24 protein-coding genes are annotated in these 25410 nt (G+C 29.8%); 8 read left to right on the forward strand and 16 right to left on the reverse strand.

Features of this window, described 5'->3' with window-relative positions:
• Positions 1–134 precede the first annotated feature (134 nt).
• The 7 genes from AJN69_RS04035 to lgt all read right to left on the reverse strand — a co-directional run bounded on the left by AJN69_RS04035 (position 135) and on the right by lgt (position 9231).
• Positions 135–839, reverse strand: a complete 705-nt coding sequence (locus AJN69_RS04035) for a tetratricopeptide repeat protein (RefSeq protein WP_044778528.1) — start codon at positions 837–839, stop codon at positions 135–137.
• Positions 839–2668: a dynamin family protein gene (locus tag AJN69_RS04040; RefSeq protein ID WP_070287884.1), complete on the reverse strand. Its 1830-nt coding sequence runs from the start codon at positions 2666–2668 to the stop codon at positions 839–841. The genes AJN69_RS04035 and AJN69_RS04040 overlap by 1 nt, the downstream gene beginning before the upstream one ends.
• Complete coding sequence (locus AJN69_RS04045; protein ID WP_070283018.1) at positions 2658–4844, reverse strand: dynamin family protein; 2187 nt, start codon at positions 4842–4844, stop codon at positions 2658–2660. The genes AJN69_RS04040 and AJN69_RS04045 overlap by 11 nt, the downstream gene beginning before the upstream one ends.
• Positions 4845–4871: 27 nt before the next feature.
• Positions 4872–5597, reverse strand: a complete 726-nt coding sequence (locus AJN69_RS04050) for a fumarate reductase iron-sulfur subunit (RefSeq protein WP_002938180.1) — start codon at positions 5595–5597, stop codon at positions 4872–4874.
• Positions 5590–7581 (reverse strand): fumarate reductase flavoprotein subunit, encoded by a 1992-nt coding sequence (locus tag AJN69_RS04055; RefSeq protein WP_002854193.1) that lies wholly within the window; start codon positions 7579–7581, stop codon positions 5590–5592. Before AJN69_RS04055 ends, AJN69_RS04050 begins: the two co-directional genes overlap by 8 nt.
• Complete coding sequence (locus tag AJN69_RS04060) at positions 7565–8347, reverse strand: fumarate reductase cytochrome b subunit (RefSeq protein WP_002854660.1); 783 nt, start codon at positions 8345–8347, stop codon at positions 7565–7567. Before AJN69_RS04060 ends, AJN69_RS04055 begins: the two co-directional genes overlap by 17 nt.
• A gap of 68 nt (positions 8348–8415) precedes the next feature.
• A complete protein-coding gene (gene lgt / locus AJN69_RS04065) occupies positions 8416–9231 on the reverse strand; it encodes a prolipoprotein diacylglyceryl transferase (protein ID WP_002854600.1) in 816 nt (271 codons plus the stop codon).
• An 89-nt stretch (positions 9232–9320) separates the two neighbouring features.
• Between lgt and AJN69_RS04070 the strand changes: the two genes are divergently transcribed.
• A complete protein-coding gene (locus tag AJN69_RS04070; RefSeq protein WP_070287885.1) occupies positions 9321–10220 on the forward strand; it encodes a membrane lipoprotein lipid attachment site-containing protein in 900 nt (299 codons plus the stop codon).
• A 73-nt stretch (positions 10221–10293) separates the two neighbouring features.
• Here AJN69_RS04070 and AJN69_RS04075 read toward each other — a convergent pair whose 3' ends face one another.
• From AJN69_RS04075 to gatC, 8 genes are all read right to left on the reverse strand, one after another.
• Positions 10294–11082 carry a shikimate dehydrogenase gene (locus tag AJN69_RS04075; protein ID WP_002861156.1) on the reverse strand — a complete coding sequence of 263 codons (789 nt, stop codon included), beginning with the start codon at positions 11080–11082 and terminating at the stop codon, positions 10294–10296.
• On the reverse strand, positions 11079–11912 hold the full coding sequence (locus AJN69_RS04080; RefSeq protein ID WP_053872461.1) for an SPOR domain-containing protein: 834 nt from the start codon (positions 11910–11912) through the stop codon (positions 11079–11081). Before AJN69_RS04080 ends, AJN69_RS04075 begins: the two co-directional genes overlap by 4 nt.
• Positions 11913–11925: 13 nt before the next feature.
• On the reverse strand, positions 11926–12471 hold the full coding sequence (locus tag AJN69_RS04085; RefSeq protein ID WP_002859481.1) for a DUF1882 domain-containing protein: 546 nt from the start codon (positions 12469–12471) through the stop codon (positions 11926–11928).
• Complete coding sequence (locus AJN69_RS04090; RefSeq protein WP_002861154.1) at positions 12468–13712, reverse strand: serine hydroxymethyltransferase; 1245 nt, start codon at positions 13710–13712, stop codon at positions 12468–12470. The genes AJN69_RS04085 and AJN69_RS04090 overlap by 4 nt, the downstream gene beginning before the upstream one ends.
• The gene (lysS, locus tag AJN69_RS04095) at positions 13709–15214 is read right to left on the reverse strand and encodes a lysine--tRNA ligase (RefSeq protein WP_070210145.1); all 1506 of its coding nucleotides are present in this window, start codon (positions 15212–15214) and stop codon (positions 13709–13711) included. The genes AJN69_RS04090 and lysS overlap by 4 nt, the downstream gene beginning before the upstream one ends.
• Positions 15215–15688 carry a Fur family transcriptional regulator gene (locus tag AJN69_RS04100; protein WP_002854230.1) on the reverse strand — a complete coding sequence of 158 codons (474 nt, stop codon included), beginning with the start codon at positions 15686–15688 and terminating at the stop codon, positions 15215–15217. It abuts the gene before it with no gap.
• A 1-nt stretch (position 15689) separates the two neighbouring features.
• Positions 15690–16253, reverse strand: a complete 564-nt coding sequence (locus AJN69_RS04105) for a CvpA family protein (protein WP_002882168.1) — start codon at positions 16251–16253, stop codon at positions 15690–15692.
• A gap of 67 nt (positions 16254–16320) precedes the next feature.
• Entirely contained in the window at positions 16321–16605 is a 285-nt protein-coding gene (gene gatC, locus AJN69_RS04110; RefSeq protein WP_002854550.1) for an Asp-tRNA(Asn)/Glu-tRNA(Gln) amidotransferase subunit GatC, read from the reverse strand.
• Positions 16606–16748: 143 nt separating this feature from the next.
• On the opposite strand from gatC, the gene AJN69_RS04115 reads away from it, so the two are divergent.
• From AJN69_RS04115 to AJN69_RS04145, 7 genes are all read left to right on the forward strand, one after another.
• Positions 16749–17327, forward strand: a complete 579-nt coding sequence (locus AJN69_RS04115; RefSeq protein WP_002851102.1) for a hypothetical protein — start codon at positions 16749–16751, stop codon at positions 17325–17327.
• Positions 17324–18322, forward strand: coding sequence for a hypothetical protein (locus AJN69_RS04120; protein ID WP_002861152.1), 999 nt, complete (start codon positions 17324–17326; stop codon positions 18320–18322). The genes AJN69_RS04115 and AJN69_RS04120 overlap by 4 nt, the downstream gene beginning before the upstream one ends.
• On the forward strand, positions 18319–18609 hold the full coding sequence (locus AJN69_RS04125; RefSeq protein ID WP_070287886.1) for a tram-like protein: 291 nt from the start codon (positions 18319–18321) through the stop codon (positions 18607–18609). Before AJN69_RS04120 ends, AJN69_RS04125 begins: the two co-directional genes overlap by 4 nt.
• Complete coding sequence (locus AJN69_RS04130; RefSeq protein ID WP_002854234.1) at positions 18596–19225, forward strand: type III pantothenate kinase; 630 nt, start codon at positions 18596–18598, stop codon at positions 19223–19225. The genes AJN69_RS04125 and AJN69_RS04130 overlap by 14 nt, the downstream gene beginning before the upstream one ends.
• A gap of 118 nt (positions 19226–19343) precedes the next feature.
• Positions 19344–20690, forward strand: a complete 1347-nt coding sequence (locus AJN69_RS04135) for an FAD-dependent oxidoreductase (RefSeq protein WP_070210144.1) — start codon at positions 19344–19346, stop codon at positions 20688–20690.
• A gap of 48 nt (positions 20691–20738) precedes the next feature.
• Positions 20739–22181, forward strand: coding sequence for a pyruvate kinase (gene pyk / locus AJN69_RS04140; protein WP_002865887.1), 1443 nt, complete (start codon positions 20739–20741; stop codon positions 22179–22181).
• A gap of 97 nt (positions 22182–22278) precedes the next feature.
• On the forward strand, positions 22279–22914 hold the full coding sequence (locus AJN69_RS04145) for a hypothetical protein (RefSeq protein WP_002860276.1): 636 nt from the start codon (positions 22279–22281) through the stop codon (positions 22912–22914).
• A gap of 30 nt (positions 22915–22944) precedes the next feature.
• On the opposite strand, the gene pflB is transcribed toward AJN69_RS04145, so the two are convergent.
• Positions 22945–25407 (reverse strand): motility protein PflB, encoded by a 2463-nt coding sequence (gene pflB / locus AJN69_RS04150; RefSeq protein WP_070287888.1) that lies wholly within the window; start codon positions 25405–25407, stop codon positions 22945–22947.
• Positions 25408–25410 lie beyond the last annotated feature (3 nt).

Below are 25410 nucleotides of genomic sequence, written 5' to 3' on the forward strand. Positions count from 1 at the left end.
ACTTCTCCTTGATAATAATTTAAACAAGACTATATTAGTCCTATTAATATAAATTTAACTTTAAAAAGCGATAAATTTTGTGTTATTCTTAATTTTATTTAAGTATATCTTTGAAAGTAATGAAAATAGAACTTTTAATAAAGCTCTATATCTTTAGAATTAAGTTCTTTATAAGCTGCGCAAGCTTCTTGATGTTTTTGATCGCAAGCCATTCCAAAATATCTTTTTGCCTTTGTTAGATCTTGTTTTTCTAGTTGATTATAGCGTCCTAGCAAATAACAAGCCTCACCAAAACCTAAAGTGCAAGATTTAGAATAAAAAGCAAGAGCAGATTTTACACTTGCTTTAACAAGTTCTCCTTTATCATATAAAGATCCTAACTGATAACAAGCTCTTGCATTTTTTAAGTCACAAGATCTTTTATAAAAACTTGAGGCCATTTGTCCATCTTTTTCTTTTTCATAAAATAAAGCTATATTATTACAACTTAACGATTCTCCTAAAGTGCAAGCTTTATTAAAAGCCAAAAGAGCTTCATTTTTATAACCTTGATTTTGCAAAAGCAAAGCCATATTAGAACACGCATTTGCTAAACCCAATTTACAAGCTTTATCATAAAATTTATAAGCTTGATTTAAATCCTTACTCACACCCCTAGCACTTTCATGCATAAAAGCTAAAGAAAAACAAGCTTTAGAAATATCTTTTTCACAAAGACTTTTAAAAATTTCATAAGCTTTATCAAATTTATTTGCCTCGTAAAGTTTTAAACCCTCTTCTAGTTCACTTAATGCAAATAATGAATTAAAAAATAAAAATAAAGTTAAAAATATTCTCATTAATCTTCCTTTATACTTTCTCTAACATTTAAAATCTGTGCTCTTCTTTTTTGAAGTTCTGCTTTTTTAAGATCTAAAAATTTATTTTTTTCTTGGATTAAATTTTGACTTTGTTCTAAAAAATTTTTTGCAATTTTTGTCAAAATAGGCTTATTAATAAGCAAAGTTTCAAACTCATAAACATTTAATTCATTTAAAACTCTTTCATAAATTTCGCTTTTTTTAGGATAAAAAAGTACGAATTCAGAACTATCAAGCTCATAAAGAACACGACTTTCATTGATTTTACGACTAAAAAATGCAAGGCTTAGTTTCGTAGCATTTTCATAATTTGCAAAAGCCTTAAGATTTAATTTTTCAAAAAATAAATCAAGCTCTAAAATACTTCTAAATAAAAGCTCTTTAAAATCTTTCAAAAAGTACTCATCACTTGCATTGCAAAAAGCTCTTAATTCACTAAAATTTTTATCACTTTGGAAAATGTGATCTTTTTGTATGTTTGAAAATTCTGCTTTAAAAAGCAAAATTTCTCTCTCAAGTATGTTTACAAAGTCTTTTAATTTCATCTTGATTTCTTCAAAAGATTTATAAAGTTCATTTTTGATTTTTTTAAACTCTTTACTCATCACATCACAATTATAAAACATTGCCAAAAAAGCATCGTCACTTGAAATATAAGGCGCTTTATAATCATATCTTGTGTATAAATCTTTCTTTAAAAATCCTTTGCTTTCTTTGTAAAAATAAGCATCTTTTTCCTTAACACTTGCAAAAATTTCACTAGAAATTCTTTCGCTAATGCTTTTAAGCTGTTCTAAAATCTGATGGTTTAAAATTTCAATCTCTTTTAAAAAATTTTCATACGCTAAAAGTAAATGCTTTTCATAACTTTGAAATTGATTTAATAAACGATCAAAAATACCTACAAAAAGTTGGTTTTCATCTTCTAAAATTTCGCATAAATTTAAAATTTTTCTTTTAACAAATTTTTCTTTTAAAGCTGTTGTATCTAGCTGAGTTAAAAAATCAAGCAAAGATTGAAAATTAGATTTTTCATAGCTTTGCCCATCTTTAGCTTCTTTACAAGAAATGGCAATAAGCTTATCAAAATATTTTAAAAATACACTTTTTGCATAATTTAAAACATTATCTAGCTCTTCTGTATTTAATTTATCTTTTTGATTTAATACACAAATGCTATTTTCCCCTAAAAGTTCTAAATTTGCTTTTATGGCATCTTCTTCACTTTTTTTACCTGCATTATCAATCAAACTTAACCAAATCGCCCCATGAATATTTTTAAGCTCATCAAGAGTTGTTAAAGTATCATTTTCATTTGCATTTAAACCTGGAGTATCTACAAGAGTGATTTTTTCAAGTAAAGGAATGGGTGCAAAAATATGCAAACTTTTTGCTTGTTTTACTTCATTTCTTTGATCCGTATAAAAGGCTAATTTTTCTATATTTGTGATAATATCACTTCCATCTTCAAATTCTACTCTTAAAAAATATTCTTTTGCATAGCGTAAAAAAGTAGGTTTAAAAGTAACAGGAACAACACCCGTAGGCAAACAATCACGCCCTAAAATCAAATTTAGCAAACTTGATTTACCACTTGAAAACTGTCCTATAATAGCAATATTAACATTCTTATCTAAAGAAAACACAAGCTCTTTCAATTCATTTTCTAAAGCATAACTTGCGTGCATAAAAGGCTCATTAAGTTCCTTACAAAGCTCTTGAATACGACCTTTAAAACTATCATCAAAACTCACACTATAAGTATTTTCATAGGCTTTTATAAAATCGTTTAAAAGACTAATCTGCATTTAAAAGCCCCATTTCAAGTTGTTTTAATTTTTCAATTTTTTCTAAATTTTCTTCAAAAGAATTTAAAATATTAATATCTTGATTTTTCAGACTCTGTAAAACTTTTTCAAGACTTTCTAATTTTGATTTTTGATTTTTTTCATAATGTTTTAATTTATCATTTAAAAACTCAAAAAATGCTCCATTGATATTTAAAGAATTTAAAATTTCGCTCATTTTAAATTCTTTAAAAGTATCAAAAATAACCGTATCTAAATTCGTTTCAAGCTCGTATAAATCTGATTTTAGATTGCTTAATTTTTCAATTTTCAATCTTAAAAGTGCAAATTTTTCGCTTTGAAAAATACTATCTATATTTTTTGAAATTCCATCTTTAAAACCTTCAAAACCATTGTCAAAATCATATTTTAAAAAATCATATTTTAAAGATAAATTTGTTTTAAGCTCCTCGATTTTTTTAATATTTTCAAATTTAATTTCTCTTAAAATATCATTAATTCCATCTTTTGTAGTAATATCAACTATATTTAAAATACGAGAAAGATTAAGCTTTTGTGCATTATTTTTCAAATATTTAAACTCATCTATCAAGCGTTCTTTTAATTTTTTAGCCAAAAGTAAAACAAGATTATCTATGCCACTATCTATATTTTTAAGTTTTGCAATGGAATTTGAAATTTCATCTTGTGCTTCTTTTAACAAGGTATTTTGCTTTTGAAGTTCAAGTAAAAGTTTTTGATTTTCTTCGCTTACACCTTGTTTATTCTCCTTAATAAGATGATTTTGCATTTCATATTCGCTTAGAATATTTTTAAGCTCTAAATGTAATTCTTTTTTGTAAGCTCTTAAGGCAATCTTACTTTTTTCTCCTGCATAAAGCTCGTTAAAAAGATAGTTTTCAAATTCTTGCATACCACTTTTTTGCAAACTTTCCTTAGGCGCTAAACCCTTATAAAAATCACTTGCCATTTTAGCACTCACACATAAAAAATCAATCTTTTCCACCAAATTTTCATCTAAATCCACAAGTCTTGATTTTAAGCTTTCTTTGGTATAAACAATGACTTCTTCTAAATCCTTTTTGCTTAACAAATCCGCTTTAGTTAAAACAATTAAAAACTTACTCAGCCTTGAATTTAAAAGACAATGCACCAAAAAGTCTGCATCTTTTTGAGTCAAGCTTTGAGAAGCATTCATTAAATGAATTAAAAAATCACTTTCTCTAAGATACTCATTTGTAACAATTTCTCTTTGAACTACAACATCATCAAGTCCTGGAGTATCAACTATGGAAATATTATTTTTTAAAAATTCTAAATGACTTTTAATTTCTATTTTTTTAATTAAAGCTGAAATTTTATTTTTAGCTGAACTGAAATCTTTAAGCTCACAAAGTGCGATATTTTGTATTAAAGGTTTAACTTTGATAAAATCCTCTATATTTACACTCTTATCCAGCTTGTCAATAAATTCTTTTAAATCTGCATTAAAGTGCGAACTTTCAAGTATATTTTGCCATTCTTTCTTATCCCAAAAATATATCTTTGCTTCTTCGCTCTTACCATAACTTAATACTGTTAAATTAGCTGTTTCAGGTATGTTTGAAACGCCTAAAAAATCTTTTTTTAAAAGAGCATTTAAAAGGCTTGATTTTCCTGCATTCATCACGCCAGTGATGGCTATATTAAACTCTAAATTTTGAAATTTTTCCAAAGTTTTTTGAAGTCTTGATTTTAAATTTTCATCAAAACTTAGCTTTTGAAGCTCTAAATTAATGGTATTTAATTCTTTAAAATCATTTTGAAATAAAGCTTTTTGATCTATACTTTGAACTTTTTCTTGTGAAATAAAATCAAGCATTTCGGTATTTTTTGAAATTTTTTCTAAAATTTTTAGAGCCTTAAGCAAATCTTGCTTTGAAATAAAACCTGATTTAAAAAGATTTAAAATACAAATTTGAGCATTTTGTATACTAAAAATATCCACTCTTAAATCAATTTTTTTACAAAGCTCTTGAAATTCTTTTAAGAGAAAATATCTTTCATAATTGTCTTTATTGACACTTAAAATAATCGCACACTCAGCCGTATCAAGTTTGTTTTTATCTTGAAATTTAACATCAAAATTTAAAAATTGGAGTTCATTTTGCCAAATTTTTTGGAATAATTCTTTCATAATCTTCCCCTTAAAAAGAGGAAAGATTTATTTATTTCTTTGAGCAACAAGTTGTCTTCTCATATAAGCGATTTTACTTTGCAAAGGTAATTCTTTAGGACAATTATCTTCACAAGCAAGCAATGACATACAACCAAAAACACCATCATCATCGCCTACTAATTCATAAAAATCTTCTATAGTTCTATGATCGTGCGGATCTTGTAAATATCTAGCTGTTCTTAAAAGTCCTGTAGCAGCTATGAAATTTGGACGCATAAGTTTAGTTGCACAAGAAGCTACGCAAATTCCACACTCTATACAACGATCAAGTTCAAAAGTTTCATCCGCAACCTCTGGCTCAATACGTTCTTCAAGTTTAGAAATATCGGTTTCTTTTTCATTATGCACCCAGCTTTCAACACGCTTACACATATCTTCAAACCACTCGCCTGTATTCACACTTAAATCTTTAATATGTCTAAATGCAGGCATAGGCATAAGCTCTATCACTCCATCAGGATAATCTTTAGTCAAAGTTTTACAAGCAAGTTTTGGTACTCCATTAATCATCATCGCACAAGATCCGCAAATCCCTGCACGACAAACAAAATCAAAACTCAGATCCGCATCCATTTTTTCACGAATCAAAGTCAAACATACAAAAACCGTCATAAAAGGAGTTTCTTCAAGCTCATAAGTCACAAAATGTGGTTTAGAAATTTTGCTTAAAGGATTGTATTTAAATGCCTTTATTGTCAATTTTCTACTCATAATCAACTCCTATTCTTTGGTTTGGTGCTTTATATTTAGCTTGCAATTCATAAGGCATTAAGGCGTTTTGAATTTCATAACGACCTTTGCCTTCAGCTTCCATTTTTTCACGGATAGCATCCACTTCAGCTTGGCGTTTTTCACTTAAAGGATTTTCTATAATATTTCCTTTAGCACCGTATCCACGAAATGCTGGTGGAATTTCCATTTTCATAATATCAAGCTCTTCGTATTCTATGCGTGGTAAGGTTTCGCCTTCTACCCAAAAAGTATTGGTTCTTTTCATCCAATTTAAATCATCTCTTTTTGGATAATCTTCCCTATAATGCGCCCCACGACTTTCTGTTCTTAAAAGCGCTCCATAAGCTACGCAAAGTGCTATTTTTAACATTCTTGGCACTCTATACGCTTCTTCAAGCTCTGGATTTGCACAATCAAGTTCTTTACAATGTACTTTAACGTCTTGAGAATCTTTATAAAGTTTTTCAAGTTCATCTACTGCTTCTTTCAAACCTTCACCTGTTCTAAAGATGGCCACCTTATCCCACATGATTTCTTTCATTCTGTTTTTGATTTCAAAAACATTATGTTTACCTTCTTTATCTACTAAAGATTTTAAATATTGATACTCTTTAGTTAAGAAGTCTTTTACTACATTTGTGTCAATTACTTCACCATTATTTTTACAATAATCTGCAAAATAATCTCCCACTATCATACCTGCTACAACAGTTTCAGCACATGAATTTCCACCTAAACGATTAAATCCGTGCATATCCCAGCAAGCTGCTTCTCCACAAGCAAAAAGTCCGTTTAACCATTGACTTTCACCCGTTGGTTTAGTTCTAATTCCACCCATAGAATAATGCTGCATTGGAAGAACTGGCGCCCAACCTTTTGGACCCTCATCTGCTGGATCAATACCATTAAAAGTTTTACAAATATCTTGTACATCGCGGAGATTTTTTTCCACATGAGCTCTTCCAAGTATAGAAATATCAAGCCATAAATGATCCCCATAAGGGCTTTTTACACCTTTGCCTTTACGAATATGTTCCATCATTCTACGACTTACCACATCACGGCTTGCAAGTTCTTTTTTCTCTGGTTCATAATCAGGCATAAAACGATATCCATCCACATCGCGTAAAATTCCACCATCACCACGACAGCCCTCAGTAAGCAAAATACCGCTTGGCACAATAGGAGTTGGATGAAATTGCACTGCTTCCATATTTGAAAGTCTGCAAAGCCCTGTTTCAAGAGCGATGGCTGCACCCGTTCCTTCGCAAATTACCGCATTTGTAGTTTGTTTATAAATTCTACCATAGCCCCCTGTTGCTATCATGGTTCCTCTTGCAATATAAGCAATGAGTTGTCCATTAGTTAAATCTCTAGCAATTACACCTAAGCATTTTTTACCATCATGGATGATTCTTACCGCTTCCATTCTATCGATGATCTTTACTTGGTGCTTAATGGCTTCATTTGCTACACCATAAAGCATACAATGCCCTGTTGCATCTGCGATATAGCAAGTTCTCCATTTTTTAGTTCCACCAAAATCTCTAGCATTAATAAGCCCGTGCGCTTCTTCTTTTTCTTCAATCACAGTTTTTTGTGCATTGATTACAACAGTTCTTGGACCTTTAGTAACTCTAGTCCAAGGCACACCCCAAGCCGCAAGCTCACGCACTGCTTTTGGCGCAGTTTGAGCAAACATTCTTGCTACTTCTTGATCACAGCCCCAATCACTTCCTTTTACTGTATCTGCAAAGTGAAGATCTTCATTATCACCCTCACCTTTTGCCCCATTTGCTAAACTTGCCTGCATACCTCCTTGCACCGCTGCAGAGTGAGAACGCTTCACTGGACAAATACTTAAAAGTGTTACACTTTGACCACTCTTTGCTACTTCAATAGCCGCTCTAAGACCTGCTAATCCTCCGCCTATTACTAAAGCATCACTATATTGTATATTCATAATTTGCTCCATTGTAGTTTTTTATCATCGCAGTAGTTTGGGTTTGATTTTGGTAGTTTTCATAACCTATTTTTATAAATGCTGCAAGACTTAACACACCTAAAACTAGGAAGAAAATACTGATTATCCATTTAGCAGTTTTAAGCTTTTTGCGACTTTCTTTTACATTTTTTCCTTCAAACCAACCCCATTTAACACAAAGTCTATAAAGCCCTATACTTCCATGAAGTTCAACACAGACTAAAAGAACAGCATAAAAAAGCCACATAAAATGACTTACAACCCTATCTCCTGACATATCGCCGCTGATTTTATCTGCATTGGTTACAATAAAAATAAGATGAGCAGAACCTAAGAAAAACATAATAAAACCTGTAAAAGCTTGAACCCACCATAACGAAGTATCGCTGTGATTCATTTTTTTACTGTGTGTTCTTAGTATTTGATACTGACGGTAATTAATAGGAAATTTTCTCATTGCAAGTAAAGCATGAACGAAAAAAACCACTAAAACACAGGCGGCTAAAAATGAAGTAAGATAACTCATAACAGGATTATCGTAAACAAATTTTAATTCTAAAAAATGCACTACAGAATTAAAAAAATCCTCACTGACTAAAATTGTAGAAACAAAAAGCATATGCACCCACATAAAAAGACCTAAAAAAAGCCCTGAAGCACTTTGGATAAAGTCTAATTTCGCAGGCATTTTACTTTTTTTGCCCTCAATGCTCTTACCCAAATAACCTTCGATAAGCTCACGCATCTTTACTCCTTTGTAAAAAGAAATTAAAAAAATCCATTTCATTATATTACAAAAGTCTTTAAGATAGATTAAATATTTACTTTTTTAAACTTTATACAAATATAAACTAACAAAGCTGTTATAAACATTATAAAACTTAAAATTTGTCCCATACTCATACCCCATAAAACAAAACCTATACCAAAATCAGGCTCGCGATAAAATTCACATATAAATCTTGCCAATGAATAAGCACCAGCATACACAAGAATCAATTCCCCTTGAAAGCTTTGCTTAAATCTTGCTAAATAAACTATAATAAAAACAACAATACCTTCTAAAAATGCTTCATAAAGTTGCGATGGATGGCGCAATACTCCATCAACATAAATTCCCCAAGGCACATTTGTAATGCGACCAAAAAGCTCTTGATTTAAAAAATTTCCTATACGACCAAAAACATAAGCCAATGGAACACTTAAAGCAACCAAATCAAGAAAAATCCAAGGATTTGTTTTATATTTTTTACAAAACAATAAAGTAGCTATCAAAAATCCTATAATTGCTCCATGATAACTCATACCTCGAATACCTACAAATTCACCATTAATATAAGGATTAAAAATTTGCCAAGGATGAGTAATATAATACATAGTATTTGCATCATAAATCAAAATATATCCAAGCCTTGCACCTAAAATAACCCCTATTTCAACCCATATAAAATAACTATCCAAATGTTTTTCATTAATGTCTAGTTGAAATTTTCTTACAAAAAATTTAGCCAAAAGCAAAGCCAAAAGCAAAGCTATAACATACATAATGCCATACCAATGCACCTTTAAACCAAAGATGCTAAAAGCTATAACATTAAAATTTGAATAAATATGCTGCCAAAATTCCATATATCTTTCCTAATTTTCTTTTATAAAAATATAACAAAAAAACTTTAACTTGCTATAATTAACACAAACACATTAAATAAAGGTAAAAAATGAAAAAATATATTTTACTTGCTAGTAGTATGTTAATTTTAGCAGCTTGTGGGGGTACAAGCAGTAATTTTGTCAATGTTTCTATGCCAAATTTTAAACCCCAAGTTCCAACAAAGGTTGAACCTATTGATTCTGGAGTAAGCATTGCTCTTGAGCCTATTAATATAGAACAAAATAACAATTATTCTGATTATTTTGAAAATTCAGTGCTTAAAATTCGCATAGAAAAAGAAATTGATCTTTTAAAACGAAATTTAGAAGAGCAGATCAAAACCATCGCTCAACTAAAAGGCTATAAAATAGTTACTACTAATCCAGACTACACTCTTAAAAGTTCAATCAGTATTTATACGGAAGAAAAAAATGCACAAAAAACAAGCAATTTTATGAGTGGAGATTATGTAAAATCCAATTTAGGTATAAATTTTAAAGGTAAAATAGATTTTATAGATGCACACAATCCACAAAATTCAACCAATCTTTCAAGTAGTACTAAACTAGATTCTTTAGTTGCGCTTAACTATCCTATTAAAAATGATGATGGGGTTAATATGTTTAAAACTACTATCTCCACCGTACCAACTCAACTTAATAAAGGTTTAGAGCAACCTGCTTTTGAAATTGATAAAAGTTTTTTAGCTTTTTATAAAAATACATTAAATACACTTTATAACAATCTACCAAAAGCAACAGACATAGGCAAAACTATACCTAATACAAACAGTGGTTTTAATAGTTTTGATGGCGATGCTACCTTTGAAGAAAGCTTACCTCAAACAAATTTTAATCAAAATAATACAATTGAAAACACGCCTACACAAAATATTCCTACAAATCCATCTTCAACAAATCAAAATAATCAAAGTAAAAATCAAGATGGGGTAGAAATATTTGAATGATAAAACTTGTGAGAAAATTAAACTTTCTCACACAAAAAATAAGATTTTCTTATACAAAAAAATAACTATCATTCTACTTTAAAATCAATGCCTGTTGCATTGCATTTTTTATCATCTCTCTTTTATCTCGTATTTCAAAAAAAAGCTCAAAAGCAAAAACCCCTTGCCATAAAAGCATATCAAGTCCATCTTTAATTTTTAAATGATACTCTTTACACAATCTATAAAAAGGTGTTTCTCTGCCATAAATTACCTCAAAAGCAAATTTAGCTTTAGGTAAAATTCTATCTAAAAGCTCTCTATCACAAGGTAAATTTTCATCTTTTAATCCAGCAGAAGTTGAATTTATAACCAAATCAAAGTCAAAATCTTGCAAGTTTTTATAAAGATAAGTTGGATAAGCTAAAAAATCTTTAAATCTTTCTTTACTACGATTAGCTATATACACTTCTACGCCTTTTTGTTTTAATGCATAAGCAAGCGCCAAAGCTGTACCTCCAGCACCCAAAATCAAAGCTTTTTTTATATTATCAAAATCCTTAATAGCTTCTAAAAAACCTAAAGCATCAGTATTATAAGCGTAAATTTTATCTTCTTTTAAGCATAAAGTATTTGCAGAGCCAATATTTCTAGCAAAATCATCCTTCACATCAGCAATATCTAAAGCTTTTTCCTTAAAAGGCAAAGTAATATTAGCTCCACTAAGTCCTAATTTAAAAAAATCTTCTCTTAAACAGTTAGCATTTCTTAAATGATAGCGTGTATAAATGCTATCAAGCCCTAAGGCTTTAATAGCATTATTATGCATTCTAGGCGATTTAGAGTGAGAAATAGGATCGCCTATAACTGCTAAAAATTTCATTTTAAAGTAAAAGAAAAAGCATCTTTTGCAATATCCTTGCGGATTTTAGCAAGTTCTGCTGCAATATCTGCCTTTTCAAATGGTCCTATTAAAACCTTGGTAATTTCTTTACCTCCAACTGTAGTTTTATAAAGTTTATAATCATAACCTTTCTGTTTTACAGAAGCAAGTTCTTTTGATTTTTGATCCAAATTACTTACTGAGAAAATTTGCACATAAATACCCGATGCTAAACCACTTGGATGCACAGGTTTAGCATCAACATTTTTAAATAAATCATTTGCATTTTGTTCTTTTTTAGGGGTTTGTTTTGTGCTTTCTTTTTCTTTTTTTACAGCTGTTTGTTTTGCTTCTTCCTTAGGTTTTGCAGTTTGTTTTACTTCTTGTTTGGGAGCACTTGCTTGTGGAGTGGTATTTGCTGAAGTAGTTGCTATTGGTTCTGCTGGAACTTCTTGATCAGGCATAGCAAAATTTGTAGTATCATTGTTATTTGAACTAGAGGTTGTTGTATTTTGAGTTGTATTTTGTTCATCTTGAAATTGTTTTCTTAATGCCTCAAATTGATCTTCTGCTGAAGTATTATCTGTAATTGGCATACTTTCAAAAGAAGTATCATTGTTATTGTCTTGAGTTGCTATAGGTTCACTTGGCAATACACTTTGATTTTGCGTATTTTCATCACCACTACCATTAATAAGCTTCATAACTATCATGATAGCTAAAAACAAAATAACTAAAGCAATAACTCGTAAAAGAATTTTTTTTACTTTTTCACTTTTATTACTTTTTTCTAAAATAATATCATCAAATTCATTTTTTTGATTTTCCATAATTTGTCCTTTCTTACATATGCTTAGACCAAGAACTTCCTCGTTCCTTTTGATAAACCTCATAAGGCAATATTAAAATATTAAATTCCCTAGGTACATCCATACTAGGAAACACCTTCCATTCTACTGGCATTTTACTTGCAAACATCATTGAAAGTTTAGACGCTAAAGAATAACCTTCGTTTAACGCCGTATGTCCTTTATGAATATAAAGATGTAAATGTCCTGGAGTTTTAGTTTTATAGGCTGTGAAATTTATAAAACCTTCTTCTCTTAAAATAAGTTGTGCACGGTGATAAAATCTTTCAGCATTAAAACCATTATAATCAAAGACAATATTTTCTACTTTATTATCTTTTGTTATTAAATCATGAGCGACAACAATTTTTTTAGCAGCGTGTTCTCTCATGACATTTAAATTTAAAGGAGCATCAACTCTTTCAAATTTATCAAAAAATAAGCGACCTCTATGTGTAATTTTATTTACAATTTTATCGCGTCTTATATAATAATGATCGCCAATTATTTTAATTAGCGACATATCCATTGGTGAAATCAAAACATAGCCCTTTCATAAATAATAAAATTACTTGCAAGTTTTTTTAATTCTTGTTTAATATTCTTTTGTAATTTTTCATTATTAATATCATCTAAAATATCTGCAATATAATTTGACACAATTTCCATTTCTTTTTCTTTAAAACCTCTGGCAGTAAGGGCTGGAGTTCCAAGTCTTAATCCACTTGTGATAAAAGGACTTCTAATCTCTCCTGGAACGGTATTTTTATTTGCGGTAATTCCTGCATTTCCAAGAGCTAAATCTGCATCTTTTCCACTAAATTCACGATCTAAAAAACTCATTAAAACAAGGTGATTATCCGTTCCATCGCTAACAAGTTTAAATTTTCTATCCATTAAAACATTAGCTAAAACTTGAGCATTGGTTCTTACTTGTTTTGCATAAACTTTCCACTCATCGCTAAGATTAAATTTAAATCCTACTGCTTTTGCAGCAATTACATGCATCAAAGGACCACCTTGAATACCTGGAAAAATGGCAGAATTAATTTTTTTAGCAAGCTCTTCATCATTTGTCATAATAATACCACCTCTTGGGCCACGCAAAGTTTTATGCGTAGTTGAGCTTACTACATGAGCGTGTGGAAAAGGACTTGGATGCTCACCTGCCACAACAAGACCTGCAATATGTGCTATATCAGCAAAAAGATAGGCGCCTACTTCATCAGCGATTTCTCTAAATTTAGCAAAATCAATCACTCTTGCATAAGCACTAGCTCCACAAACTATAAGTTTTGGTTTTTCTTTTTTAGCAATTTCTCTTACTTTTTCATAATCAATTCTTCCATCAAGTTCTACGCCGTAAAAACAACTTTCGTACATTTTACCTGAAGAACTTACTTTTGCACCATGAGTCAAATGTCCACCATGACTTAAATCCATTCCTAAAATTTTATCACCTGGATTAATCAAAGCCGCATAAACACCTTGATTAGCTTGAGAACCTGAATTAGGCTGAACATTAGCAAATTTACAATTAAAAAGTTTTTTACATCTTTCAATAGCTAAAGTTTCAATCTCATCAACAAATTCGCAACCACCATAATATCTTTTACCTGGATAACCTTCTGCGTATTTGTTTGTCAAGATACTTCCCATAACTTCCATTACTTCAGGTAAAGTGAAATTTTCACTCGCTATCATTTCAAGACCTTCACATTGACGCTCTAACTCTTTGTTTGTCAAATCAAAAATTTCTTTATCAAACATTTCTAAACTCATTCTTTCTCCTTTAGTTCTGATTTTAATGGACGCATTGCAGGAAACAATATCACATCTCGAATAGATTTTTTATTTGTCAAAAGCATAACAAGTCTATCTATGCCTATACCTTGCCCTGCCGTTGGAGGCATTCCATAACCCAAAGCATTTACAAAATCTTCATCCATTTCACAAGCCTCTTCATCGCCTGCATTTTTAGCTTCAATTTGTTTTAAAAATCTCTCATATTGATCAAGCGGATCATTAAGCTCATTAAAACCATTTGCCAATTCTCTTCCGCAAATAAACAGCTCAAATCTCTCAGCAATCTGAGAATCCTCATCACTACGTCTTGATAAAGGACTTATGGAAATAGGAAAATCGATCACAAAAGTAGGATTGATCAATTTTTCTTCCACATAATTATCAAAAAGTTCAGCTTGTAAATGTCCAAGTTCAAGCTTTTCATTCGCTTCAAAACCATCAGCTTTTAATTTAGTAAGAATTTTTTCCTTATCTTCGATTAAATCCCCATCTAAACCACCATATTTACAAAGTGCATCTTTATAGGTTATTCTTTCAAAAGGTTTGGAAAAATCTATCATTTTTCCATCAAATTCTATTGTTTTTCCCAAATTAAGTTTATCCAAAAGTAAAGCAAAAAGTTCTTCAGTTAAATCCATTAAATCTTTATAATTATGATAAGCCCAATAAAATTCTATAGTTGTAAATTCGGGATTATGAGTTAAATCCATACCTTCGTTTCTAAAACAACGATTGATTTCAAAAACCGCCTCAAAACCACCCACTATAAGTCTTTTAAGATAAAGTTCTGGAGCAATTCTTAAAAATCTTTCTACACCTAAAGAATTATGAAAAGTTACAAAAGGCTTAGCGTTTGCTCCACCTGCAATCGGATGCATCATAGGAGTTTCTACTTCTAAAAAGCCTTTATTTTCAAAAAAATGACGAATCAAACTCACCACCTTAGAACGCACTAAAAAATCTTTTCTAACTTCGGCATTCATTATCATATCAACATAACGTTTGCGATATCTTTGCTCAATATCTGTTAATCCATGATATTTTTCAGGTAAAGGAACAATAGCTTTTGTAGCGAGTTTTACTTCACTTGCATGCAAACTAAACTCACCTGTTTTAGTTACAAAAGGAAAACCTTTAATCAAAACAATATCACCCACCTCTAAATTCTTTTTTAAAATCGTATAAAGTTCTTCGCCTACGCTATCTTTACTAAAATAAATTTGTAAATTTGTATCCTCATCTTCAATGTTTGCAAAAATCGATTTCCCAGCTATACGCAAAAGTTTCAAACGTCCTGCAACAACAGCATTAATATTTTCATCCCTTTTTTCAACTTGCTCTAAAATATAAGAAAATTTATCCTTAAAAGTCTTTAAAGACATTTCTTTTTCTAAAAAATGAGGATAAGGATTGATCCCTAAATTTTTTAATTCCTTAGCTTTTTCTATTCTTTGCTGCTCTAAAATATTATCAAACATTTATATTTTTACCTTTGCTTTTTGATTATTACAATCACCACAAACACCATAAAGCTGCATCAAATGCCCTGTAAGTTTAAAACCATGTTCTTTTGCAATCAAGGCTTGCTGTCTTTCTATAATAGGATTTTCAAACTCTATAATTTTTCCGCAATTTTTACATATCATATGATCATGGTGAGGTTTATTGGCAAGCTCGTATTTTTTACCTGCTGAACCAAAAGAAATGGAAGTTACCATTTCTGCTTCTTCAAGCAAATTTAAAGTACGATAAACAGTTGCAATTCCTACATTTAAATCAGGTTCAGCTTGTTTGATTTCCATATATAAACTTTCGGGTGTGTAATGAGTATCACTGTGATAAAGAGTTTTTAAAAGTACTTCTCTTTGCTTGGTATATTTAAGTCCGCCTTGTCTTAATATTTTTTTAAATCTCTCAAGTAAAACATCATATTCCACATTTTCTATCAGCATATCACTCCCCTTTTTGAGTATTGTTTAAATCACTTACAATATCTTGCAACTTTTCACTAGCATGATCTAGACTATTTTCTGTTAAAGGTTGATTCATAATAAAAGATCCCGTTTCTTTAAGTAAATTTAAAGTATAGCTATTTTTAGCAAAATTATCTAATTTATCATTTAAAAAATCGATTCTTGCTACACAAAAAACCAAAATTGCAAAAATTAAAAAGATTTTTGCCCCACCAAATATAAAGCCACCAATACGATCTAAAAAACCTAGGCCACTTAATTTGATCAACTTAGAAAGAAAATTACCCACCAATAAACAAACTATCCAAAAAATAATTAATATGGCCAAAAATCCAGCAAATCCAGCTAAGCTTTGATTTTCTATCTTATAAAAAGTACTTTGTATAAATTCAGCTGCTTGAGTTGCATATTTTGAAGCAATAAAAACACCACCAATAATACCCAAAAGCCCAAAAATTTCTTTTATCAAACCATTGATAATACCCTTAAGCCCTAAAAGCAAGGTAAATCCTAAAATAAAAGCATCAAACCAATAAAAATTCATTTCAATCACTCTCTGATTTTTTTTGTTTTAAATTTATTCTACAAATAAGCACTAAATGCTAAGTTAATCATTCTATGATTTTAGGAACAACAAAAAAATGTTCTTGTTTTTTTGGAGCACAATCCAAAACCTCATCAATAACATTGCTATTTCTTATCTCATCAATCCTCAAAGGAGCTCCACCTTTTATAGTACTCACAGTAATCTCTTGGGAATCTAAATCAAGTTCGTTTAATTTTTCAACAAAATTCACAATTTCACTTAACTGTACAATGGTTTCATTTCTGTTTTTTGTTATTTGTAAAGCACTTAATTTTTCAAGCTTGCTTAATAATTTCTCATCTATTTGCATTTCTTAAACCTTAATAAAAAAGTTAAAATTTTGAAAATTATATCATAAAAAGCTTTAAATTGTTTAGGATATTTTGCAATTTATATGATACAATACCATAATTTTTCTATACAAAAATAAAAATATTTTTTCAAGGATAAATTTTGGGACTAAAAGATAATTTAAAAGCTGTTAAAAATGAACTTAACACAGAAGAACAATTTATAGAAAATTTTATCAAAGGAGAGAGATTTATACGCAAGTATAAATTTTATATATCTGCTGTTGTGATAATTTTAGTTGCTTGGTTTGCTGGAAATTTTATAATCTCAAAAATAAACGATTATAAAACAAAAGAAGCAAATGAAATTTATGCCAATCTAATACAAGATCCTAGCAATAAAAATCTTTTAGAACAACTTAAAAATAAAAATACTAATCTTTACGCTATCTTTTTACTAAAAGAAAATATTAATGATTTTAATAATACAACTCTCCAAAATGAACTAAAACAAATTTATAATAATGCTCAAACAAACACTTTACTTAAAAATATTATCGCATTATCTTTAGGGGATAAATCGATATTTTTAAAAAATTATGATAAATTATTAGAAGCTTACAAACTTTTAGAGCAAAATAAAATCGAAGAAGCTAATGTTTTACTTTCTCAGATAAAAGAAAATTCAAGTTTAAATCAAATAGCTAAAAACCTCAAACATTATCAAGGCATTACACAATGAAAAAAATATTTTTAACACTATTTTGTTTAATATTTCTATGTGCTTGTGGCACCAAAAGACAATATTTTGAACCAAAACAAACCGATGGAGATTTAAGTCATAATAGCAATTTAAAAAGTAAAATCGTTGATTGGAATCTAGTTTCTGCAAAACTTAGCAATAATACAGCTATCTTAAAAAATAATATCTCCATAGACAAGTTTAAACTTCCTAAAAATTATATGCTTCTAGCTTATCAAGATGGGGAATATTTTACTGCAGATAACAATGGAAATTTAAAAATTTTTGACAATTCTTATAATGAAATTTATAATTTTCAATTTGACGCTAGTGTTGTAGGAGTAGCTTCTAATGGAGATGATTTAGCCCTTGTACTTGCAAACAATACCATAGTTCTTGCAAATCGTTCTTTGGGTATTAAATTCAGTCAAACCCTAACCTCAGCTCCAGCCCAAGACAGTCGTACCGCTAATCCTATATTTTTAGACAATATCATCGTTTATCCAACACTAGATGGTAAAATTTTAATTCTTTCAAGAAACAATCTTCAAATCATTAAAGATGTGGTTATTTCAGCAGAAAATTTTTTCAACAATGTAATCCATCTAAGCGTAATCGGAGATAAACTTATAGCAGCAACAGCTAAAAAAATCATTGTTGTAAGCCCTGCTAGAACTCTTTATCTTGACGCTGACATAAAAGATGTTGCACTTAGCGATGATGGTATTTTTATACTAGAAAAAGATGGCACTATTATTAAAACTGATTATAACTTAAGAAAAATTGCGGAAAAAAAATTTGAATTTGCTATTTTTGTAAAAAGCAATATATACAATAATTATTTATATATTTTTGAAAAAACAGGCTATCTTATCAAAATGAATCTAAATTTAGATAATGCACAAGTATTTAAACTTTCAGAAGCTGTTGATAAAATTTCTTTCATGGGAAATGGTAAATTTTACTACGGAGATAAAATTTTAGATTTGCTATGATAAAAATTTTAGAACAAACAATAAAGGCTTTAAAATTAAATTTAAAGCCCTATGACTTAAGTATGTTGACTAGAAAAAAAAGTTATATTTGTGCTAAAGATCAAAATAGCATTCTTTTTATGTATACAGGAAAAACAAAATTTTTAATGAAAGATGCCTTATTTTTAGAAAATCTAGCACAGCAAATTAACATAAATAACAAATATTTTTTTAGCATGGCTTCTCTTTGCTCTAAAGCAAAAAATCATCTAGAAATGAAAGGATTTAATATCTATGCTACTCTGTGATATTGGGAATTCAAATGCTAATTTCCTAGATGATAACAAATATTTTACTCTTAGTATAGATCAGTTTTTAGAATTTAAAAATGAACAAAAAATTTTTTATATCAATGTCAATGAACATCTCAAAGAACATTTAAAAAATCAAAAAAATTTTATCAATCTTGAACCTTATTTTTTATTTGATACTATTTATCAAGGATTAGGAATCGATCGCATAGCAGCTTGTTATACTATTGAAGATGGAGTTGTTGTAGATGCAGGTAGTGCTATTACAATTGATATTATTTCTAATTCTATACATCTTGGTGGTTTTATCTTGCCAGGTATTGCAAATTATAAAAAAATTTATAGCCATATTTCACCACGATTAAAAAGTGAATTTAACACTCAAGTTAGTCTTGATGCATTCCCACAAAAAACCATGGATGCTTTAAGTTATGGTGTTTTTAAAGGAATTTACCTACTGATAAAAGATGCCGCTCAAAATAAAAAGCTTTATTTCACTGGTGGAGATGGGCAATTTTTAGCAAATTATTTCGATCACGCAATTTATGATAAACTTTTAATCTTTCGAGGAATGAAAAAGATTATAAAAGAAAATCCCAATTTACTTTATTAAAAATGTTACAAAAATTCTCATTGATATCAAACCTTAATGAAATTTAACTTTTTGTAAAACAAATTCAATTAAACTTCTATTTAGAAAAAAGTTTATTAAAATAAAAAAAGGAAAAACAATGAGCCAACAAGAATTTGATGTGCTTATCATCGGAGCTGGAATTTCAGGAGCAGCATTATTTTACGAGCTTGCAAGATATACAAATATTAAAAATATTGCTTTGATAGAAAAATATAATACAGCTGCAACATTAAATTCTAAGGGAACGAGTAATTCTCAAACCATTCATTGTGGAGATATTGAAACCAATTATACTTTAGAAAAAGCGCGAAAAGTAAAAAGAACAGCTGATATGATAGTTAAATATGGACTCATGCAAAATGCGCAAAATAATTTCATGTTTTCTCATCAAAAAATGGCTCTAGCTGTTGGAGATATAGAATGTGATTATATGAAAAAACGCTATGAAGAATTTAAAGAACTTTATCCTTATATAAAATTTTTCGATAAAGCAAAAATCAAACAAATTGAACCCAAGGTTGTTTTAGGAGAAGATTGCAATCAAGATAGACCTGAAAATATCTGCGCCATGGGTGTTGAAAGCGGCGAGGTTTTTACAACTGTAGATTTTGGGAAAATGAGTATAAATCTAATAGAACAAGCCCAAAAACAAAATAAAAATACTTTTGTTGCCTTTAATCAAGAAATTATTCACATAGAAAAAAAGGAAGATATTTTTATATTAAAAACCTCAAATCATCAAGAATACCATGCCAAAAGCGTAGTTGTCAATGCTGGAGCGCACTCTTTATATTTAGCACATAAAATGAACTTAGGTATGGATAAGTCTTGTTGGCCTGTTGCAGGAAGTTTTTATTTAACCAAACAAAAACTTTTAAATGGTAAGGTTTATATGGTGCAAAATCCTAAACTTCCATTTGCAGCTCTTCATGGAGATCCTGATTTACTTGCTGATATGAACACTCGCTTTGGACCTACCGCACTTGTTATTCCAAAACTAGAACGTTATCATGGTCTAAAATCAGTTCCAGAATTTTTTGAAGCGCTAAAACTTGATAAAACTGTTTTAAAAGTAACTTTTAATATGTTTAAAGATGCAACAATTAGAAATTACATCTTTTATAATTATCTTTTTGAACTACCTTTTGTTGATAAAAGCTTATTTGTTAAAGATGCCAAAAAAATAGTCCCAAGTCTTAAAGCAAGCGATATTTATTATGCGAAAGGTTTTGGAGGCGTAAGACCGCAAGTTATTGATAAAACTAAAGGAGAATTAATGCTAGGTGAAGCAAGCATCACAGAAACCCCTGGTATTATTTTCAATATGACTCCAAGTCCTGGAGCAACAAGTTGTTTAGGAAATGCTGAAAGAGATGCAAAGCTTGTGTGTAATTACCTAGGAATGGAATTTAACGAAGATAAATTTTCTTCAGAATTATTGTAATCATTTTGTTTCTATTTTTAGCTACAATAATTTCAAAAGGAGTTTACCATGCTTAAAAAAACAAAAATTGTAGCCACAGTAGGTCCAGCAAGTGAAAAGGAAGAAATTCTACGCCAAATGATTATCAATGGTGTAAATGTTTTCCGTTTAAACTTTTCTCATGGAACACATGAGTATCATAAAAAAAACTTAGATACCATAAGAAGAGTAGCTAAAGAATTGCATACTCGTATTGGAATTTTACAAGACATTAGTGGTCCTAAAATTCGTACAGGCGAACTTAAAGAACCATTTGAATTAAAAAAGGGTGATAGACTTGATTTTTATCGTGAAACAATTTTAGGGGAGAAGATTGCTCAAAATCATTATAAAATCAGCATCAATCAAAAATCCATTTTAGATATGTTAAAAATTGATGAATATATTTATCTATATGATGGATCAATTCGTGCTAAAGTAGTAAGCATAGATAATCAAAAAATTGAAACCATTATAGAAAATGATGGTTTTTTAAACTCAAATAAAGGTATTAATTTTCCGAATACTAAAATCAATATTGATGTTATTACACAAAAAGATAAAAATGATTTACTTTGGGGTATAAAAAATGAAGTAGATTTTTTAGCAATATCTTTCGTACAAAATGCACACGATATTGATGAAGTTCGTGAAATTTTAGCACAAAATAACGCAAAAATATCTATTTTTGCAAAAATTGAAAAATTTGATGCAGTAGAAAATATTGATGAGATTATTAAATCTAGCGATGGTATAATGGTTGCAAGAGGAGACTTAGGTATTGAGGTACCTTATTATAAAGTTCCTAATATCCAAAAAGAAATTATACAAAAAGCAAACAATGCCTCTAAGCCTGTTATTACTGCAACTCAGATGCTTTTTTCATTAGCCAAAAGCAAAACCGCCACAAGAGCTGAAATTTCAGATGTTGCAAATGCTGTTTTAGATGGAACAGATGCAGTAATGCTAAGTGAAGAAAGCGCCGTTGGTATAGATCCTGCAAACGCTGTTGATATAATGTGCCAAACTATAATAGAAACAGAAAAACGCTATCCATATAACAAATTTAATGATTTTAATGATTTAGACAATACAGATAAAATCATGCGTTCTTCAGCTCATCTTGCAACAGATCTTAACGCTGATGCTATTTTTTCTTTAACAAGTAGCGGAAAATCTGCTATTAAGATTGCAAGATATCGTCCAAATATAGAAATCATAGCAGTAGGGCATTCTGAAAAAACCTTAAACTCTTTAAGTATAGTTTGGGGAGTTAATCCTGCGATCTTGGTTAACAAAAGTAATGAACTTACAGAATTATTAAAAGACTCTGTAAGATCAAGTGTTGAAAAAGGTTTTATGGATGAAGACAAATGCTATCTTCTAACTGCAGGCTTTCCAACAGGAGTAGAAGGTACTAGCAATCTTATCCGCATTCTCAATAAAGAGCAAATTGCTTATTATCTACAATAAAACATTAAATTCCTTTGAAAATAAGGAATTTAATGTCCTTATAAATTTTTTAAGTCAAAAGTCGATATAAATTAAAGCCTCACACAAAGGAGCAAATATGCAAGTGAATACTTTTTCAAATATCGCTAGCATGGCACAAACACAAGTTAGCAATAAGAAGGCAGATGATGCTAAGGAAAACACAAAAGACAAAAATGTTCAAAGTGCTAATTCTAGCAAGGATGTAGATAAAAATACCCTTGAAAAATTAAATGCACTTGGTGGAAAGGGCATTACACAAATTTACCTAGTTCAGTTTCAACAGCAAACAATGAATGCTGTAATAGGTTCGAGCAATGCCCAAACTGGACTAGATAGTCTTTTAAATGGTGCCAATTTAGATACTGCGAAATCTATACTTACAAATATTGATTTTGCATCCTTAGGCTACAGTGGCAAAAATCCACTTGATATGAATACAGATGAACTTCAACAACTTGTAAGTGAAGATGGTTTTTTTGGAGTGGAAAATACAGCCAATCGCATCGCGGATTTTGTTATTAAAGGCGGTGGCGACGATGTTGAAAAATTGAAAAAAGGTCTTGAAGGTATGAAAAAAGGATTTGAGCAAGCAGAAAAAATGTGGGGTGGAGAACTTCCTCAAATCAGTCAAGATACAATAGATGCGGCACTTAAAAAAGTTAGCGATCGCATTGATGAACTAGGCGGAAAAACTCTAGATCTTCAAGCTTAACTAAAAATGCTTAGAAATTTCTAAGCATTTTTAGTTGTTATTAATATCAAAAGTAAAAAATTCACTCTTAAAATTATTAGGTAAAGTTTTATACTGAGATATCGCAGCTTCATAGTTCTTTACTTCTTGATACAACATACCAAGAGCTGCTTTACTTTCTTTGTTATTTTTATCTGTAAGTTTAGAAAGCTGCAAAAGCGCTATAGCTGAATTTGGATTATTTGCACCTACGGCTGCTACGGCTGCTAAAAATAAAGTTTTAGTATCTTTAGCTCCATAATCATCAATCAAAGAATTGTAAAGCGCATAAGCCTCCTCGTATTGCTGTGCAAAAATATCCAAATAAGCTAAAGTTTGCAAAATACCCTCATCTTTTGCTCCTGAAACATTAATCAACTCTTTAAATTTCTGTCTTTCTAAATTTAAAAGCCCTGCAATATGCATTAAATTAACATAAAATTCCCTAGCTATATTTGGCCCACCAAAAACACTACGATAATCAAGTTTTAAATTTTTAAAATGAATTTGAGCATTTTGAGCATATTCTTTAATATTTAAATTTGAATTTAAAGAATTAAAATACAAAATATTTGCCAAAATATCTTCAGGCAACTCTGAACGCAATTTAGCAATTTTCACATCTACTTGATTATTAAGGTTATTATTTTTAGCAACAATAGCTTCAAAAATCAAACTCAAAGGCGTGTCTTTTTTTGTTTCATCTAAACAAGGAAGCATAGAAATATAATCATTATTAACTAAAAACAACATACTTTTTTGCATATTAGCTTTAAAATTAGAATCAGCAGCTATATTATCAAGAATTTCATTGTAAAGTTTAGTTGTATCAATATCAATTAATTTTGCACAAAACATAGCAAAAGCACCTGCTAAGTAATTTTTAGGATTAAGATGATATGAACTTGAAAAATGCTTATAAGCAAGTTCATAATTTTGCATTTGGGCATAGGTTAAAGCCAAATTATAATGTAAAATACTATGTTCTGGATAATCCTTGATAAGTTTTTGAAATTCTTGGTTAGCAAGGCGTAACTTCTGATTTAATGCATAGTTAATAATATTGGCAATTTTTACATTGGTAGATGAAAGAGCCTTGCTTGTATTAAGATAAACTCCCGCATCAGCACTATCATCAACGAAATCTGTAACATTAGCTTTTTTAATATACAAAGCAGCCTGCTTACTATCAAACACTTGATAAGGTGCAAAATAAAAAAGTAAATCGAATTGATCTTTTTGTTTTTTTAACAAATCTTTTGAAAAAGAATTTTGAGCAACTGCTATATTAAAAAGATCCTTATTTAAACGAACTTGAATTTTATAAGTATCTAAAATCTTATATCTATCTTTATCATTATCATAAGAATTTTGCAAGCGTGCTAACATATCTTGATAATTTCCTGTTTTAATATCAACCAATGTTAAAGCCGCTAAACTCTGATTAAAATCTCTTTCAATTTTCATCGCTGTACTTAAAGCGACTTTAGCTTTAGCATATTCTCCTATTCTAGCGTATAAAAGACCTAAAGATAAACTAGATTCAAAATTGCCTTGAGAATTTAATTGCTGTATAGCCTTGGAATCAAAGTCCATTTTTGCATAAATTTTAGCAGACAAATACTTTGCAACATCAGAATACGGCTCCACATCTGTTCTTTGTAACATTTGTAAGGCCTCAGGGTAATATCCTTTGTAATAATTAATCAAGCTTAAATAATAATCATATAATTTTGATTTTCCTTCTTTTGGAAGATACACTTGAGCTAAATCAATATAATATCTAAATTTTTCCTTATCATTAAGCTTTAAAGCACAAACAGCAGCATTGATAGCAGCTACACTTTGATTTTCTCCATTGGCTATAGCTTTCTTGAAGCTTTCAAAAGCTTCTTGGAATTTATTCTCATTCATTTGAGAAACGCCTAAATTATAATTAGATAAAGATTCATTATATACGGCAACTTGCTCATAAACTTTTAAAGCCTGTTCAACTTCACCCTTTAAATATAAAGCATTTGCTTTTTGGATCATACCATCAATTCTTTGCATATCATTGTATTTATATGATTCATCAGGCATAACAACAGGTTGTTCTAAAGGCTTAGAAGCTATAATATCTGGTTTAATTTTTCCTTCACTAAAAGTTAAATAAAAAAGTGTAAAAACTAAAATACAAATAATCCCCAAAGATAAACCCACAAGAGACATAAACTTACGATCTTTATACCAAGGCGTAGGCTCTTGACTTTCAACTTCTTCAAAAGTTGATACATCTTCAGGCGCACTTTCTCTTGTAAATTTAAAACCACTCTCACTATTTTCTTGAGGTAATTCTTCTGGCAATGATGCAAATTCTTCATCTTCTGGAGCTTGCCCCTCTTGCCCCTTAAATCCCTCTAAACTCTCATCGAGTCTTGGTTGATTTAAGCCATCTTCAGGTTTTTCTAGTATTATATCTTCTTGTTCAGCCATCTA

Origin of the sequence: Campylobacter sp. BCW_4338, from assembly GCF_001763255.1 — a bacterium.
Lineage (GTDB): Bacteria > Campylobacterota > Campylobacteria > Campylobacterales > Campylobacteraceae > Campylobacter_D > Campylobacter_D jejuni.

Coding starts and splice junctions, on each gene's coding strand:
- AJN69_RS04035 (WP_044778528.1), bottom strand. CDS start 839: ATGAGAATATTTTTAACTTTATTTTTATTTTTTAATTCATTATTTGCA.
- AJN69_RS04040 (WP_070287884.1), bottom strand. CDS start 2,668: ATGCAGATTAGTCTTTTAAACGATTTTATAAAAGCCTATGAAAATACT.
- AJN69_RS04045 (WP_070283018.1), bottom strand. CDS start 4,844: ATGAAAGAATTATTCCAAAAAATTTGGCAAAATGAACTCCAATTTTTA.
- AJN69_RS04050 (WP_002938180.1), bottom strand. CDS start 5,597: ATGAGTAGAAAATTGACAATAAAGGCATTTAAATACAATCCTTTAAGC.
- AJN69_RS04055 (WP_002854193.1), bottom strand. CDS start 7,581: ATGAATATACAATATAGTGATGCTTTAGTAATAGGCGGAGGATTAGCA.
- AJN69_RS04060 (WP_002854660.1), bottom strand. CDS start 8,347: ATGCGTGAGCTTATCGAAGGTTATTTGGGTAAGAGCATTGAGGGCAAA.
- lgt (WP_002854600.1), bottom strand. CDS start 9,231: ATGGAATTTTGGCAGCATATTTATTCAAATTTTAATGTTATAGCTTTT.
- AJN69_RS04070 (WP_070287885.1), top strand. CDS start 9,321: ATGAAAAAATATATTTTACTTGCTAGTAGTATGTTAATTTTAGCAGCT.
- AJN69_RS04075 (WP_002861156.1), bottom strand. CDS start 11,082: ATGAAATTTTTAGCAGTTATAGGCGATCCTATTTCTCACTCTAAATCG.
- AJN69_RS04080 (WP_053872461.1), bottom strand. CDS start 11,912: ATGGAAAATCAAAAAAATGAATTTGATGATATTATTTTAGAAAAAAGT.
- AJN69_RS04090 (WP_002861154.1), bottom strand. CDS start 13,712: ATGAGTTTAGAAATGTTTGATAAAGAAATTTTTGATTTGACAAACAAA.
- lysS (WP_070210145.1), bottom strand. CDS start 15,214: ATGTTTGATAATATTTTAGAGCAGCAAAGAATAGAAAAAGCTAAGGAA.
- AJN69_RS04100 (WP_002854230.1), bottom strand. CDS start 15,688: ATGCTGATAGAAAATGTGGAATATGATGTTTTACTTGAGAGATTTAAA.
- AJN69_RS04105 (WP_002882168.1), bottom strand. CDS start 16,253: ATGAATTTTTATTGGTTTGATGCTTTTATTTTAGGATTTACCTTGCTT.
- gatC (WP_002854550.1), bottom strand. CDS start 16,605: ATGCAAATAGATGAGAAATTATTAAGCAAGCTTGAAAAATTAAGTGCT.
- AJN69_RS04120 (WP_002861152.1), top strand. CDS start 17,324: ATGAAAAAAATATTTTTAACACTATTTTGTTTAATATTTCTATGTGCT.
- AJN69_RS04125 (WP_070287886.1), top strand. CDS start 18,319: ATGATAAAAATTTTAGAACAAACAATAAAGGCTTTAAAATTAAATTTA.
- AJN69_RS04130 (WP_002854234.1), top strand. CDS start 18,596: ATGCTACTCTGTGATATTGGGAATTCAAATGCTAATTTCCTAGATGAT.
- AJN69_RS04135 (WP_070210144.1), top strand. CDS start 19,344: ATGAGCCAACAAGAATTTGATGTGCTTATCATCGGAGCTGGAATTTCA.
- pyk (WP_002865887.1), top strand. CDS start 20,739: ATGCTTAAAAAAACAAAAATTGTAGCCACAGTAGGTCCAGCAAGTGAA.
- AJN69_RS04145 (WP_002860276.1), top strand. CDS start 22,279: ATGCAAGTGAATACTTTTTCAAATATCGCTAGCATGGCACAAACACAA.
- pflB (WP_070287888.1), bottom strand. CDS start 25,407: ATGGCTGAACAAGAAGATATAATACTAGAAAAACCTGAAGATGGCTTA.